General features: G+C 62.2%; 10 protein-coding genes. 8 read left to right on the top strand and 2 right to left on the bottom strand.

Features of this window, described 5'->3' with window-relative positions; all coding sequences use genetic code 11:
* Positions 1-200: 200 nt before the first annotated feature.
* Both AB8A23_RS10180 and AB8A23_RS10175 read left to right on the top strand, forming a co-directional pair.
* Positions 201-1622 (top strand): histidine kinase, encoded by a 1422-nt coding sequence (locus AB8A23_RS10180; protein WP_120287993.1) that lies wholly within the window; start codon positions 201-203, stop codon positions 1620-1622.
* 106 nt (positions 1623-1728) lie between these two features.
* Positions 1729-4146: a TonB-dependent receptor domain-containing protein gene (locus tag AB8A23_RS10175; RefSeq protein WP_120287040.1), complete on the top strand. Its 2418-nt coding sequence runs from the start codon at positions 1729-1731 to the stop codon at positions 4144-4146.
* Between the two features lie 13 nt (positions 4147-4159).
* Here AB8A23_RS10175 and AB8A23_RS10170 read toward each other — a convergent pair whose 3' ends face one another.
* Complete coding sequence (locus AB8A23_RS10170) at positions 4160-4543, bottom strand: YkvA family protein (protein WP_184511907.1); 384 nt, start codon at positions 4541-4543, stop codon at positions 4160-4162.
* 218 nt (positions 4544-4761) lie between these two features.
* On the opposite strand from AB8A23_RS10170, the gene AB8A23_RS10165 reads away from it, so the two are divergent.
* The 3 genes from AB8A23_RS10165 to AB8A23_RS10155 all read left to right on the top strand — a co-directional run bounded on the left by AB8A23_RS10165 (position 4762) and on the right by AB8A23_RS10155 (position 9346).
* Positions 4762-6543, top strand: coding sequence for an acyl-CoA dehydrogenase (locus AB8A23_RS10165; protein WP_120287042.1), 1782 nt, complete (start codon positions 4762-4764; stop codon positions 6541-6543).
* A 107-nt stretch (positions 6544-6650) separates the two neighbouring features.
* Positions 6651-7412 (top strand): crotonase/enoyl-CoA hydratase family protein, encoded by a 762-nt coding sequence (locus tag AB8A23_RS10160; protein WP_093757040.1) that lies wholly within the window; start codon positions 6651-6653, stop codon positions 7410-7412.
* Between the two features lie 158 nt (positions 7413-7570).
* Positions 7571-9346: a bifunctional metallophosphatase/5'-nucleotidase gene (locus AB8A23_RS10155; protein WP_120287994.1), complete on the top strand. Its 1776-nt coding sequence runs from the start codon at positions 7571-7573 to the stop codon at positions 9344-9346.
* 1060 nt (positions 9347-10406) lie between these two features.
* Here the strand turns inward: AB8A23_RS10155 and AB8A23_RS10150 are convergent.
* A complete protein-coding gene (locus AB8A23_RS10150) occupies positions 10407-12482 on the bottom strand; it encodes a putative bifunctional diguanylate cyclase/phosphodiesterase (protein WP_439059824.1) in 2076 nt (691 codons plus the stop codon).
* A 309-nt stretch (positions 12483-12791) separates the two neighbouring features.
* On the opposite strand from AB8A23_RS10150, the gene AB8A23_RS10145 reads away from it, so the two are divergent.
* The 3 genes from AB8A23_RS10145 (at position 12792) to AB8A23_RS10135 (ending at position 15480) form a co-directional block, all read left to right on the top strand.
* Positions 12792-13727, top strand: coding sequence for a histone deacetylase family protein (locus tag AB8A23_RS10145; protein WP_089265990.1), 936 nt, complete (start codon positions 12792-12794; stop codon positions 13725-13727).
* A 92-nt stretch (positions 13728-13819) separates the two neighbouring features.
* Positions 13820-14071 carry an exodeoxyribonuclease VII small subunit gene (locus AB8A23_RS10140; protein WP_068734542.1) on the top strand — a complete coding sequence of 84 codons (252 nt, stop codon included), beginning with the start codon at positions 13820-13822 and terminating at the stop codon, positions 14069-14071.
* A gap of 101 nt (positions 14072-14172) precedes the next feature.
* Positions 14173-15480 carry an alpha/beta fold hydrolase gene (locus tag AB8A23_RS10135; protein WP_147421567.1) on the top strand — a complete coding sequence of 436 codons (1308 nt, stop codon included), beginning with the start codon at positions 14173-14175 and terminating at the stop codon, positions 15478-15480.
* Positions 15481-15574 lie beyond the last annotated feature (94 nt).

Genomic DNA, 15574 nt, shown 5'->3' with positions numbered 1-15574 from the left:
AACCCCGTAAACTCTGTCGGCAAGAACTCTGTCAGCAAGTCTCGGCCTGCTCCTCGATTGCTGCGCTGCATCAGCCGCGCGCCTTTGGAGTGACATGATTGACAATCGAAGGTCGTCTCGATCCGATATGATCGCCGTCGAATTTCACTGTCAAGTTCATAGTCGCGGCATGCAGGCGAGATGCGAGTGAAAGCATGGTCATGTGGCAGAATCTTTCGCTGCGCGCGCGGATCAATCTTCTGGTCGCGCTGGTGCTCGCTCTTGGCCTGGTCGCCAATGTCGCGCGGCTCGCGCTGGAAGCTGGCCCGCGCGTCCAGGCCGAGGACCAGAGCGTGATCCGGCTGACGCGCGAAGTCATCGAAAGCATCGGAACTGGCCTGAGCGAAGCGCAGGATCCGAATGCGCGGCTCGATAAAATTGTCGCCGATCTCAATCGATTGCGACATGTCAGTATTGTCAGGCAAGGCGATGGGAACATGCCGTCCCCGAAGAGTGACGGTCAGGATCGGAGCGACGGTGCAGGCTCTCCGCCATCGTGGTTCGTATCCTTGATACACCCGGAGCGGATATCGGAGTCGGTGTCGGTGATGGTTGGCGAGAAGCGGCAGACGCTGCTGATCACCTCGCATCCCGATGACGAGATGCGGGAAATATGGGACGGCATCGTCACCCAGCTCGCACTCAGTCTGATCGTTGCAATGGTGTTGTTCGTCGTCACGAGCCTGGTCGTTCGGCGGGCGCTGGCGCCGCTCGATGCATTGTCGCAGGCCATGGTCGATATCGAAGCGGGGAACTATCAGGCACGCGTCGCCCCCACGGGAGCACCGGAACTCGCCGCACTCTGCATCCGGCTCAATCATCTCGCAGCCACATTGGGCGATGTGCTCGAGGACCGGCGGCGTCTGGCCCAACGGGCCGTCTCGCTGCAGGATATCGAGCGCAAGGATATCGCACGCGAACTGCATGACGAGTTCGGGCCGTATCTGTTCGCCCTGCGCGCCCATGCGGGCGCAGTGATGCGCCTCGCCGATCACGATCCGTCGGGCACGGGTGCCTTGTCGAGGCATGGCACTGCCATTCTGGCGCAGGTCGATGTCTTGCAGCAGTTCAATCGCCGCATTCTCGAGCGATTGCGACCGGTCGGGCTGACGGATCTCGGCTTGTCCGGTGCCATTACGGTCTTGCTGCGTCTCTGGCGCGAATCCCATCCGGAGGTCATGATCGAGAGCCTGGTATCGCCGACGCTTGCTCCCCTTGGTGAGGTTGCCGAGCTGACCGCCTATCGCGTCGTTCAGGAGGCACTCACCAATGTGTTCCGCCACGCGCAAGCCTCTGCCGTGAGCGTGGTCATCGAACCGGCGATGGGGACGGCCGCGAAGCCTGACTGTGACAATGTACTGGTCCGCGTGCGTGACAATGGCCGCGGCCTCGATCCTGATCGCAATGGCGGCTTTGGTCTGGTCGGCATGAGAGAGCGGGTCTGGGCCCTGGGCGGGACGCTCACGGTCAGATCTGATGTGGACGGTGTGAGTGTCGAGGCTATCATTCCCGTGACGGAGCCGCTGCCAAATCCGCCTGTTACGCGCGATCGGGAATTTGTCCCGACTTTATCGGGAAAATAACTGAGACGGATTTCGACATTTGCAGATAGCGCAGCCTCTCACACTCGCTAGTATCACGCTACCGAACGGTGCCATCAGAGCGCCGACGCGGAATGGGGTGAAACAGATGCGCGTAAGAGTGCTGGTCGTGGCTTCGCTGTCGACGGGTCTTCTACCGGTTTCCGAAACGGCTTTTGCGCAAAGTCCGCCTGGAGAGCCGCAGGTGCTGCCCCCCGTGGTGGTGTCCGCCCCTGCCACCGCCAGCAAACGCGGCCCCCGGCGTCAGACCACCCAGCGGGTCGCCGAGCGGCCGCGTACGGTCTACGTCTATCCGACCACGCCAACGTCGCGTTCCGGCATCGACGTCGACAAGGTCACGGCGAGTATCAATTATGTCGATGCGCGCGCGATCGAACGTGCCAATTCCCTGAACGTTACTGATGCCCTGCAGCAGCAAGTGCCCGGCATTCTGATCAACGAAGTCGCGGGCAATCCCTTTCAGCCCGATCTGCAATTTCGCGGCTTCGTGGCGTCGCCAGTGGCTGGCACGCCGCAGGGGCTCGCGGTCTATCAGAATGGCGTGCGTATCAACGAGGCCTTCGGCGACACCGTCAATTGGGACCTGATCCCGACCGCGGCGATCCGCTCGGTCAGCGTGGTCACCAACAATCCCGCCTTCGGCCTCAACGCGCTGGGCGGCGCGGTCAACATCCAGATGAAGGACGGCTTCAACTATCAGGGAGCCGAGCTCAGCACGATGGGCGGCTCGTTCGGCCGCATCCAGGGCTCGGCGCAGTGGGGCAAGCAGGTCGAGGGATTCGCCGTCTATGGCGCGCTCGAAGGCCTGCATGACAAGGGCTTCCGCAACTTCGCGACATCGGACGTCCGACGCTTTTATGGCGATGTGGGCTACCGCAGCGACAGCAGCGAGCTTCACCTCAATATGGGCGTCGCCAACAACAAGTTTGGCGCCTCGGCGACCGTTCCGGTCGAGCTGCTGCAGCAGAATTATGGCGCCACCTATACGACGCCGCAGACCTCGAATAACCGCGTCGGCTATCTCAATTTCACTGGAAAGGTCGAGGCGACGCCGACCTGGACGGTGGAGGCGGCGGCGCATCTTCGCTTCTTCCGGAACAAGACCCAGGATGGCAATCCAACCGGCACCCAGCCCTGCGAAGATCCGACCCTCCTGTGCTTCGGCGATGACGACACGCCGGCCAACGGCCTCAACGGCGCGCAAATTGCCAATCCCTTCGCGCCCGGCGCGGTTCTTGGCGAGAATGATCGCACCTCGACGCGCTCGACCACGGTGGGCGGCTCCCTGCAGGCGACCAATACCGATCAGCTGTTCGGCCATAACAACCGCTTTGTCGTCGGCGCCAGCTATTCGTCCAGCGCCAGTCACTTCACGGCCAGCGCCGAACTCGGCACCATCGGCCCGGATTACATCGTCACCGGCAGCGGGATTTCCCTCGGTCAGTCCGGCGATCCGATCGCGATCGGCCCGGTGTCGCTGCGGACCACCAATCGCTATGGCGGCATTTACGCGCTCGACACGTTCGATGTGACCAATGCCTTTTCGATCACCGGCGGCGGTCGCTTCAACACGGCGCAGATCGTGCTCGAGGATCAGATCGGCACCGCGCTCAACGGTGACCACACTTTCAACCGTTTCAATCCGATCATCGGCGGTACCTACAAGATCACGCCTGGACTGACGGCCTATGCCGGCTATTCGGAAGCCAACCGCGCGCCGACCCCGCTGGAACTCGGCTGTGCCGACCCCGCCAATCCCTGCATCGTCGGTGCCTTCCTGATCTCCGATCCGCCGCTCAAGCAGGTGGTTTCGCATACGATAGAAGCTGGTCTGCGTGGCACCAAAGAGCTGAATGCCGGCACGCTGGGCTGGAAGCTCGGCGCCTTCCGCGCCACCAACACCGATGACATTCTCGCAATCCCGAGCCCGGTGCTGCAAGGCTATGGCTATTTCCAGAATGTCGGCTCGACGCGCCGGCAGGGTATCGAGGCGGAGGTCACGCTGCGTGCACCGACCCTGCAGCTCTATGCGAGCTATGCCTTCGTCGATGCGCGCTTCCTTGATCCGCTCGCGATCGGCTCGAACAGCCCGTTCAAGGATGACGACGGCAACGTCCAGATCCTGCCCGGCAACCAGATCCCGGCAATCCCGCGTCACCGCGTCAAGGCCGGGTTCGACTATGCACTGACCGACGCTTTCAAAGTCGGGGCTGATGCGCTGTTCGTCAGCAGCCAGTATTTCGTCGGTGACGATTCCAACCAGGCACCGAAACTTGAAGCCTATACCGTGTTCAATGCCCACGCGTCGTACCAGATCGACAAATCCGTGCAGGTCTTCGCCCGCGTCGACAACATCCTCGATCGACGCTATTCGACATACGGGACTTTCTTCGAGACCGACTCGGTGCCGAATTTTGCCAATGGCGGCGCCCAGTTCACGGACGCACGTTCGGTCAGCCCGGCGCGGCCCCGCGCCTTCTATGCCGGTGTGAAGGTCAGGTTCTGACGGGCGTGGGCGATCAGGCCCGCATCCAGTAGCGATAACCGAGCCACCCGAGCAGGAGTGCGCTGGCGAGCCACAATACGATAATGGCGATCATGCCCGATCTGCTGGTCGGGCGTTCTGCAGCCTCGCGCGCCTTGATCCGGTACTCCGCCATCACCTCGCCCGGGACCAGCGCCACCACGAGCCAGATACCCAGCGGCACGATGATCAGGTCGTCGAGATAGCCAAGGACCGGCACGAAATCCGGAATGAGATCGATCGGCGACAGCGCATAGGCGGCGACAGCGATCGCGAGAACTTTCGCAAACCACGGCACCCGCGGATCGCGCGCGGCGAGATAGACGGCATGCGTGTCCGTCTTGATGTTCCGGGCCCAGCTTTTGATCCGCATCAACATGGATGCGTCGTATCGCACAAGTCAGCTTCAAGATAGCCATTGATATTGCAGCAGAAGTCGGCGGATTTCGTTTCCCCATACGGAGGCTCGGATCTTGCCGCCCCAGCCACAGCGGGCCCCGGATGCGCCCTTTGGCGTGTTGAGGAGCCGCCCGTTTCGTGGGAAGACGGCGGAAAGCTGAAAAAGTGTACCCAAAGAATTTCTGGGAGCGAGATGCCATGACCTACCGAGCACCGATCAACGACATGCTGCTGGCCCTGAATCACGGCGCCGGCCTGCAGGCGGCCCTAAAAGCCGGCCATTACGGCGATTTCGACGCCGATATGACCGCTGCCGTGCTCGAAGAGGCCGGCCGCTTTGCCAGTGACGTTCTGGCGCCGCTCAATACCGTAGGCGACAAGAACGGCATCAAGCTCACGGATAATAAAGTCACCACGGCCCCCGGCTGGCCCGATGCCTATGCGCGCTGGACTGCCGCCGGCTGGAACGGCGTCTCCGGCCCCGAAGCCTTCGGCGGCCAGGGCCTGCCGCTGGCGATCAATGCCGCCTGCACCGAAATCTGGAGCGCGTCGAACATCGCCTTCGGCCTTTGCCCGCTGCTGACACTGTCGGCCATCGAAGCGCTCGACGCCCATGGCAGCGATGAGCTGAAAAAGATCTATCTGGAAAAGCTGGTCACCGGTGAATGGACCGGCACCATGCAGCTCACCGAGCCGCAGGCCGGCTCCGATGTCGGCGCGCTGCGCTCGCGTGCCGAGCGTCAGGCCGATGGCAGCTATCGCATCTCCGGCACCAAGATCTTCATCACCTATGGCGATCACGACATGACCGACAACATCGTGCATTTCGTGCTCGCACGATTGCCCGATGCACCCGCCGGCACCAAGGGCATCTCGCTGTTCCTGATTCCGAAATTTCTCGTCAATACCGACGGCTCGCTCGGTGAGCGCAACGACATCCATGCGTCAGGCGTCGAACACAAGCTCGGCATGCACGCCTCCCCCACCTGCACCATGACCATGGGCGACAAAGGCGGCGCGGTCGGCTACCTCATCGGCGAGGAAAATCGCGGCATGCTCTGCATGTTCACGATGATGAACCAGGCCCGCCTCGGCGTCGGCCTTGAAGGCGTCGGCATTGCCGACCGCGCCTATCAGCAGGCACTGGCCTTTGCGCAGGAGCGCAAACAAGGCCGCGGCATCGGCAGCAAGACGGCCGGCATGGACCCGATTATCGTGCATCCCGACGTCAAGCGCATGCTGATGCAGATGCGCTCCCTCACCGCCGCCGCGCGGACCATCTGCTACGCCACCGCCGTGGCGCTCGACATCGCCGCACGTTCGCCCGACGCCAAGGTGCGCACCGAAGCGGCGGCACGCGGCGCACTGCTGACGCCGATCGCCAAGGCCTTCTCCACGGATATCGGCAACGAAGTGACGTCACTCGGCGTGCAGATCCATGGCGGCATGGGCTTCATCGAAGAGACCGGCGCGGCACAGCACTACCGCGATGCGCGGATCACCGCGATCTATGAAGGCACCAACGGTATCCAGTCGATCGATCTCGTCACGCGCAAACTCGCGGCATCGGGCGGCGAATCCGTATGGGCACTGCTGGACGAACTCGGCGGCATCGTGTCGCGCGTCGAGGCCTCCAACGATCCCGCCTTCGGCACCACCGGCGCAAAACTCCGCGACGCGCTCGGCTCGCTGGAGCGTTCGAGCAAGTGGCTGCTGGAGAAGCTGGCCTCGGCGCCAAACGACGCTCTGTCCGGCGCCACGCCCTATCTGCGGCTGTTCGGCTCCGCGCTCGGCGGATGCATGCTGGCCAATGAGGCGCTTGCAGCGCGCGACATCGACGGCGGCAGCGACGCGACGCGTTATGTCACACTGGCGCGGTTCTTCGCCGAGAATGTTGCGGTGCAGGCTGGTTCGCTTGAACGCACCGTGATGGACTCCAGTGAATCCGTGATGTCGGCCGATGCCGTTTTGCTGGCATAAACCATCGCCCTCCATATCGGCCGCAGCGGATTGATGTAATATCCGGCAGAGGAAACGTGCCAGCCGCGCTTTTTGCGGGGCGCTATGGGCTATGCCAGGGAATTGACATGACCGAACATCTGATCGTGACCGACGACGAGGCCACGCGCGTGATCACGCTGCGCCGGCCGGAAAAGAAGAACGCGCTGACGCAGGACATGTATCACGCCATGTCGGACGCGATCGACACCGCGCAGAACAATCCCGATATCCGCTGCATGATCATCACCGGCGGCTCCGGCGCCTTCACCGCGGGCAACGACCTGCAGGATTTTCTGAAGGACAGCGCCGAAAAGGCCGAGTCCCCACGCGCGTCGAACGCCGTGAAGTTTCTGTATTCGCTGGCGCAGAACACCAAGCCGATCATCGCCGCGGTGGATGGCATTGCCATCGGCATCGGCACGACCATGCTTTTCCACTGCGACTATGTGCTGGCCTCGACCACCGCAACCTTCTCAACGCCGTTCATTCATCTCGGCCTGGTGCCGGAAGCCGCCTCCAGCCTGCTGTTCCCGCGCACAATGGGTCATCAGCGGGCCTTCGCCGCGCTGGTGATGGGCCGCACGATGACGGCGGAAGATGGCCAGGCCGCCGGTTTCATCAACGAAATCGTGCCGCCCGGTCACACCGAAGTCGAAGCGCGCAAGGTCGCCCGCGAGATCTGCGCACTACCGGTGGAAGCCGTGGCAATCTCGCGCCGGCTGCTGAAGCTCCCGCCCGAGGATCTCACGCGGCGCATCGATCAGGAGAGCCATCTGTTCGGCGAGCGCATGAAGTCGCAGGAAGCGAGCGCGGCTTTCAAGGCGTTCTTCGCGCGCAAGAAGGCGTAATCTAACCTCTCCCCGTGCTTACGGGGAGAGGTCGACGCGTCTTCGCGGCGGGTGAGGGGCATGGCACCATGCCAGCATCGATGGAGATCTAGCGGATCACATCGCTGTCGCACTGAGACGCCAAAGTCCTCAATCATCGATACAAGATGCTCAAAATCATGCGACCCGATAGCTCTCCCGAATGGCAATGCCCTTGCGCCGCCCCTCACCCGGATCGCAAAAGCGATCCGACCTCTCCCCGTAAAGCACGGGGAGAGGTTAAGAATGCAGCGCTCGCTGCGTGCACTGTTCTAGCTGGCGCACTATTATGTGTAGCACCGGCCGCCCATGCCCAGACCCCAACATCCCCCATCGACGTCACCGTCCTTGCCATCAACGACTTCCACGGCAATCTGCGCCCTGCCCCCGGCGGTATCAGTATCGACGATCCCGCCGACAGGACGAAGAAGATCACCGTGCCCGCCGGCGGCGCCGAGCATATGGCGACGCTGGTCAAGCAGCTCCGCGCCGGCAAGGCGAACAGCGTATTCGTGGCCGCGGGCGACCTGATCGGCGCCAGCCCATTTCTCTCCGCGCTGTTTCATGACGAACCGACCATCGAGGCACTGTCGATGATGGGCCTTGAGATCGCCTCGGTCGGCAATCACGAATTCGACGAAGGGCGCGACGAGCTGCTGCGCATGCAGAACGGTGGCTGCCATCCCGTCGATGGCTGCCAAGGCCCGCATCCCTTTGCCGGCGCGACGTTCAACTATCTCGCCGCCTCGACCATCGATACCAAGACCGGCCAGTCGCTGCTGCCGTCCTATCAGATCAAGACATTCGACGGCATTCCCGTCGCCTTCATCGGCCTGACGCTGAAAGGCACGCCCGGCCTCGTGGCGCCGCCCGGCATTGCCGGTCTCGAATTCAGGGATGAAGCGGACACCGTCAACGCGCTGGTGCCCGAACTGAAGGCAAAGGGTGTCGAGGCCATCGTGGTGCTGATCCATGAGGGCGGCTTCCCCACCGGCGACTACAATGAATGTCCGGGTATTTCCGGACCGATCGTCGATATCGTGAAGAAGTTCGACAAGGCGGTCGACGTCGTCGTCAGCGGTCACACCCACCGCGCCTATACCTGCCAGATCGACGGACGACTCGTCACGTCGGGCGACAAATACGGCACGCTGGTTACCACCATCGATCTCAAGCTCGATCGCACGACGCAGGACGTCATCAGCGCCAAGGCCGACAACGTCATCGTGCGCACGGCAACCTATCCCGCAGATCCCGCCCAGACGGCCTTGCTTGCCGCCTATGACAAGGTTGCCGCGCCCATTGCCAGTCGCCCTGCCGGATCGATCACCGCAGCGCTGTCTCGCATGCCCGACATGACGACCGGCGAAAGCCCGCTGGGCGATATCATCGCCGACGCACATCTCGCGGCGACATCGGCCGGCAATCTCGGCGCCGCCGTGATCGCCTTTACCAATCCCGGCGGCATCCGCGCCGACATGACCAAATCGGTCGACGGCAGCGTGACCTATGGCGACGTCTTCGCAGCGCAGCCGTTCCGCAATCAGCTGGTGACGCTGACGCTCACAGGCACGCAAATCAAGGCGATGCTCGAGCAGCAATGGAACACCCCGAGCCGGCCGCGCATCCTGCAGGTCTCGAAAGGCTTCAGCTACGCGTGGGACAACACGGCGGCGGCGGGTCAGCGCGTCCCGCCCGGGCGCATGATGCTGGAGGGCAAGGTGATCGATCCCGCAGCAAATTATCGCGTCACCGTGAACGGCTTTCTCGCCGTCGGCGGCGATGGCTTCACGGTGTTGAAAGAGGGCAAGGAGCCGCTGGTCGGCGTCTATGATGTCGATGCGCTGAACGCCTACATGAAGGCCAACAGCCCGGTGTCGCCGATGCCGCTGGGACGAATTGCGCGGGTGGATTAGGGGAACGCCTGTCTGCCGGAAGCTGTCATTCTGAAGCGATCATCTTGGCTCTTCATTCCCCGGCCCGGGATCTCGACCCAAGCTCGTCATTCCGGGGCGTGCGTCGCCGGCGAAGCCGGCAGAGCGCGAACCCGGAATCCCGGTGTGTTTGGCACGATCAGAGAGTCCCATGTCGAGATTCCGGGTTCGCGTTCGGCGAGAGCCGCCCGCGACCCGGAATGACGAGTGTGAGATAGACCCGCGCGGAACGCACCAAAACATTTATTCCTAAATCCCGTTGACAGCATCTCCATCAGGTTTATATTCCCCTCCGTCCTGCCCCACCGAGAGGGGCGATCGCGATCGTCACGTTCGCGGGGTGGGATGCGGTGGACGCCGGAGATGCGGCGTCGCGCGGTTCATGGGGGACGTCTGTCTTCGGGCAGGACGGATCTGCGCCAGCACTGCCACTGGCAAGGAGACGACCGACCTTGGGATGGACAGAGCCCTGGACAGTGTGACGGACGACCAAGTCAAAACGTGTCCGGCCTATTCGCTTGAGGCTCCCTTCCCATCGCCTTGGGACTTTAATTCGCGATCGGATCGTTCGTCGAGGCAAAGTGCAAGCAACCGAAAAAACACCGCAGGCGGAACGTCGGGCACTTGCTCGGCGCCTCCGAAAGTCCTGATGCACTCTAAATTGCGGAAGACCGCATTCGCATCAGGCCCAAGGGTGCAACGGGCACCCGGCGTTCCGCACGCCCTCTCACAAGGGGCGGGAATGCAAGCGACGACGGCGCCCCCGCGCCGTAAACAACAGGGGTGATGACGCATGTCTGAAGAGCAGTGGCTGTTTGACAGTTGAATCCGTGAATGACGTGACGCGCTATCGGCGCCGCACCCACAGGTGTCATCCCCGGGCTTGACCCGGGGATCCAGCTTGGCCCGCACACCGTCGCACAAGAAAGATGGATGGCCGGGTCAAGCCCGGCCATGACGTGGGGAGAAGCCTGGGATTATTGCGAAGCTCGCTTCGCGCCATCCGGCCATGACGATCATGAAATTGAACGGCCTTCACCTTCTACGCCACGTTTCTCCGATCGATCTCGCTATGGACATCGAACGGCTCCGGCCTGCCCACCGCATAGCCCTGCGCAAAGTCGACGCCGATCTCCGTGAGCGCCGTGATGATCTCGTCGCTCTCGACAAATTCCGCCACCGTCCGCTTGCCCATGATCTTGCCGATATGGCTGATCATCTCGACCATGGCGCGGTCGATCGGATCGGTGAGCATGTCCTTGACGAAGGAGCCATCGATCTTGAGATAGTCCACAGGCAGGTGCTTGAGATAGGCGAAGGATGACATGCCGCTGCCGAAATCGTCCAGCGAGAAGCGGCAGCCGATCTGCTGCAGCGCCTGAATGAATTTATTGGCATCGGCGAGATTGGCGATGGCGCTTGTCTCGGTGATCTCGAAGCAGATGATGGTCGGCGGTATCCGATAGATGCGGAACTGCTCGCGGACATAGTCCAGAAAGCTTTCATCCTTGAATGTCGCGCCGGACAGGTTGATGGCGCAGGTCGAGACCGGCGTCGCACCTTCGACCAATCGCGCGGCGAGAATGATGAACGCATTCCTGACCACCCAGCGATCGATCAGCGTCATCAAACCATAACGTTCTGCCGCGGGAATGAAATGGCCGGGCGCAACCAGTTGCCCCGCCTCGTCGCGCAGCCGCAACAACAGTTCGACATGCAGAGTGCCATCCTCGCGCTCGCTGAGCGGAATGATCTTCTGGGCATAGAGACAGAAGCGATCCTGTTCCAGCGCATCGTGAATGCGCTGCACCCAGTTCATTTCGCCGAACCGCTGCAGCAATTCGGAATCGCTGGGCTGATGCAGTGTAACGCGATTGCGGCCTTTCTCCTTGGCCATGTAACAAGCTGCATCGGCCGCGCGTAGCGCCTCTTCCAGCGTCACCTCGGGCTGCGCGATACAGACGAGGCCGATACTGACGGTGACGTTGAACGAACGTCCGTTCCAGACGAAGTTCAGCTCCTCCACCGTCCGCCGCAATCGCTCGGCGGTCGCCGCTGCACGATCCGGCTCGCAGCGTTCCAGCAGCACGGCGAATTCATCGCCGCCAAGGCGGGCCAACAGATTGTCCGGGCGCAGATGTTTTTTCAGTATGCCCGAGACCTGCCGCAGCAGATGGTCGCCGGCAGCATGGCCGCAGGTGTCGTTGACGATCTTGAATTGATCGAGATCGAGGAACATCAGTGCATGCGGCCGCGCATCAGCGTCGATCCGCGGCAATGCGTATTGGACCCGACGCTCGAATTCGCGGCGGTTCGCCAGCCCCGTCATTGCATCATGCGAGGCCTGGAACGCGAGACGTGAGATGTATTTCTGCTCACGCTCCTTCTCGATCTTCAGCGCCGTCTCGAAGCGCTGACGCTGGATCAGCAGATTACGTGTCCGCCAGATGCCGAGCAGGATCAGCAGCGCCGCGGTGAGCACATTGGCGACCAGCAGAATGCCTTGAATGGCGCGGGAGCCGATGCCGAGGCGCCGGGAGAACTCCACTGCCAGCGGCGAGGTCTGTTCATTGATCTGGTCGATCTGCGCCTTCAGGGCTGCAAGGCGCATCGACCCCACCTTGCCATCGGTGACGCTAGCGTGAATGGCGTCGGCCGTATCGACCAAATTCTGGATCACGGGATCGGTGGCGTGCCAGGTCTCGATGGCTCGGGCGAGATAGACGACCTTGCTGAAATTGCGAAACAGCGAGATCATGCCGGGGATGTCTGCGGCATCGTTGCCGCCTTGCAGGAATCCGTCATAGGCAGCCCGCAGATCCGGCACCGGCTGTTCGAGCGCGCGGCGCGCGATGAGATCCCCAAGCGGCACGGCGATGCTCGCCTGATAACGACGATAATATCTGTCGTCGCCGGTCTCGGCATAGAGACTGAGCGCATGCACCGCCTCCATCTGCCCCTTCGACCATCGACTTTCGCCGGTGACATAGGCGCGGACCGACGACAGGATGTGGATGCTGGTGCCGGCGAGAAATGCCTGCAGCAAGACGATGGCAACGAACGGCCACACCGAACGCAAGAGATGGGGTACGCGCCTTGGATATTTCGATTCACTCATCGCGTACGAACCCACCCCAGACGCGAGCGCAACTGCGGAGTCCGACGATGGAATATGCGCACCTTCTCCGCAGAATGCCGCGGCCTCCACCGATAGCAGCCGCGACTTAACGCGCGTTTCAATTCCGCGGCGTCAGGCGGTGTCGATGAAACGACATGAATCGAATGTGAAGAAAGCGATCCATAATTCTGATCGGTAGCTCTGTTAGGGGACGACCGCACCAGCGATGCCCCCCTATCGGAACCTGACCTGACCGGCTAGGTTATCGTCTCATCATACCAGCGCACCCTGCGCTTGCGGACCATTTGCATGACGACACTTCTTCTGAGCCATCCGGCCTCGCTCGATCACCTCACCCCGCCCGGCCATCCTGAACGCCCCGACCGTATGCGCGCGGTGGCGCAGGCACTCAGCGAAGACCGCTTCAACGCGCTGGTGCGGGGCGAAGCGCCAGAGGGCAACCTCGACGTCGTCAGCCTGTGCCATGACAATCATTACATCGATGAATTGCGCCATGTCGCGCCGAGCAGTGGCCTCGTCTATCTCGACGGCGACACGTCGATGTCCCCCGGCACCTGGGAAGCGGTGATGCGCGGCGTCGGCGGCGCAATCGCGGCGACCGACGCGGTAATGAAAGGCGAGCACAGCAATGCCTTCGTCGCGACCCGCCCGCCCGGCCATCATGCCGAGCACAACAAACCGATGGGCTTCTGCTTCTTCGATCAGGCCGCGATTGCAGCGCGGTATGCGCAGCGCACCTACGGCATTACCCGCGCGGCCGTCGTGGATTTCGACGTCCACCATGGCAATGGCACGCAGGACATTTTCTGGGCCGACCCCACCGTGATGTATTGCTCGACACATCAGATGCCGCTGTTTCCCGGTACCGGTGCATCCCAGGAGCGCGGCGAGCACGACACGGTCGTCAATGCACCGCTGCATGACGGCGACGGCAGTGCAAAATTCCGCTCTGCTTTCGACAATCTCATCCTGCCGCAATTGCAGAAATTCGCACCGGAACTGCTGATCATCTCCGCCGGCTTCGATGCGCATCGCCGCGATCCGCTCGCGTCGCTCAATCTCGACGCCGAGGATTTCGGCTGGGTGACGCGCAAGCTGATGGATCTCGCCGACAGCACCGCCGGTGGCCGCATTGTCTCGGTACTCGAGGGTGGTTATGATCTTCAGGGCTTGAAAGAATCGGCTGCGGCCCATGTTTCTGCGCTGATGGGGGCATCGCGCTGAAAGGGGCGCAGGTCGCAAAACCTACCCGCCACAATACGCCCTCAAACATATCTTTGACTCCGTCCTTCCAAAACGCGCGCACGGGAAACCGAATGGCCGAGAACACTCACGCTGACGTCAAGAAACTGACCTTTGAGACCGCGATCGAAGAACTGGAATCGATCGTGAAGCGCCTCGAAGACGGCAAGGTGCCGCTGGAAGAGTCGGTCGCCATCTATGAGCGCGGCGAGGCGCTGAAACGGCGCTGCGACGAGTTGCTGCGTCAGGCTGAAGCCCGCGTGGACAAGATCACCACGGATTCGAACGGCAAAGCGATCGGCACCGAACCGCTGGACGTCCAGTAGGAAATCGCGCGGGCTGAGACCTCGCACCACCCCGCGGCCGAATTAGCGCTTGGCGCATGGCGCGGCCTGTTTATAGTCCGCCGTCAGTCCGGGGAACCAGCGTGCGCGTCCAGCACCGTCATGTCATCTATGTGCAGGGATACGATCCGCGGGGACTCTCGCAGTATTACCGCATGTTTCGGACCGAACTGCGCAAGTTCGGCCGGCTCTATGGTCTGACCACCTCGGTCAGCCGGCCGAAAGGTCATACGGACGGCGAATTTGCGCATGAATCCGCCTCCTGGCGCATCGAAACCTCCGGCGACGGCTGGCAGACCACAACCGATTACGATTTCCTGCGCTGGGAAGACATGATCCAGCGCGATCTGGCCGTGCCGATCTGGCGCACGCTGATCCACGCCATCGCCATCTATTGGGGCCTTGTCTTCTCCGGTACGATGGGCCGGTTCTGGAAGGCGCATTGGCGCTTCGCCACCTTCATCAGCTGGCCCCACGTCCTGTTGCTCAACGGAGCGATCTGGTCGGCGGGCATCGCCTGGCTGTTCGCGTTAGGGCTGCAGGCGCTTGGAATACACGGATTTCTGGTGGGCTGCGGCGCTGCGGCGGTGTTCGTGGCCGTGCTCGGCTCGCTGCTGAAATACACCGAAAAGCACACCTATCTGCTCTATCTGATGGCCGACACGATCTTCACCTGGCAGTTTTCCCACGGCAACCGGCCGGACTGGGACGCCCGGATCGACCGCTTCGCGCAGCATCTGGTCCAGGTTGCCAAGTCTACCAAAGCGCAGGAAATCGTGCTGGTCGGTCACAGCTCCGGGTCGTTCCTTGGCTCCGAAATCCTCGCCCGCGCGCTGAAACTCGATCCGGAACTCGGCAGCCACGGCCCTCGCGTTGTGCTGCTGACGCTCGGCGGCAATATGCCGATCGTCGGCTTCCATAGAGTCGCGCAAGGCTTTCGCGACAATTTGCGGCTGCTGGCCGTGGAGCCTTCCATCGACTGGATCGACTGCCAGTCCCGCAAGGACGTGATGAACTTCTTTCCGTTCGATCCCATCGCCGGTCACGGGATCGACGCTGGCCCGGCCCGGCGGAATCCAACCATCGTCCCCGTCCGGTTCCGCGAAATCATCCGCCCGGAACATTACAACCGGTTCCGCTGGAAGTTCTTCCGGGTGCACTTCCAGTTCGTCATGGCCAATGAGCGGCCGCATGCCTACGATTTCTTCATGATTGTTTGCGGGCCTGTGCCTCTCAGGGGGCGTGTCAGTCAGCCGGCCACAACTTTGGCGTTGGTCGATGGCCCCCCCACTACCCGCGAAAACGCGTGGAAAAAGCTCGATTTGGGCGTAAAGAGCCCTACCCACACGAGTTCCCATGAGACGGAACCGGTCGCCCGGCGCATCGGCTAGGCACACCGCGCGAATGTCCATAGCGCCTTTGTGCTGCCACCCCCACAGGCACGGCGGTTGGCTTTGGCTATCGCTTTGGTGTAAAGGGACTAGG

The sequence above is a fragment of the Tardiphaga sp. 619_E2_N8_4 genome (assembly GCF_051810905.1).
GTDB lineage: Bacteria > Pseudomonadota > Alphaproteobacteria > Rhizobiales > Xanthobacteraceae > Tardiphaga > Tardiphaga robiniae.
This window is presented reverse-complemented; position numbering and strand designations above follow the sequence as displayed.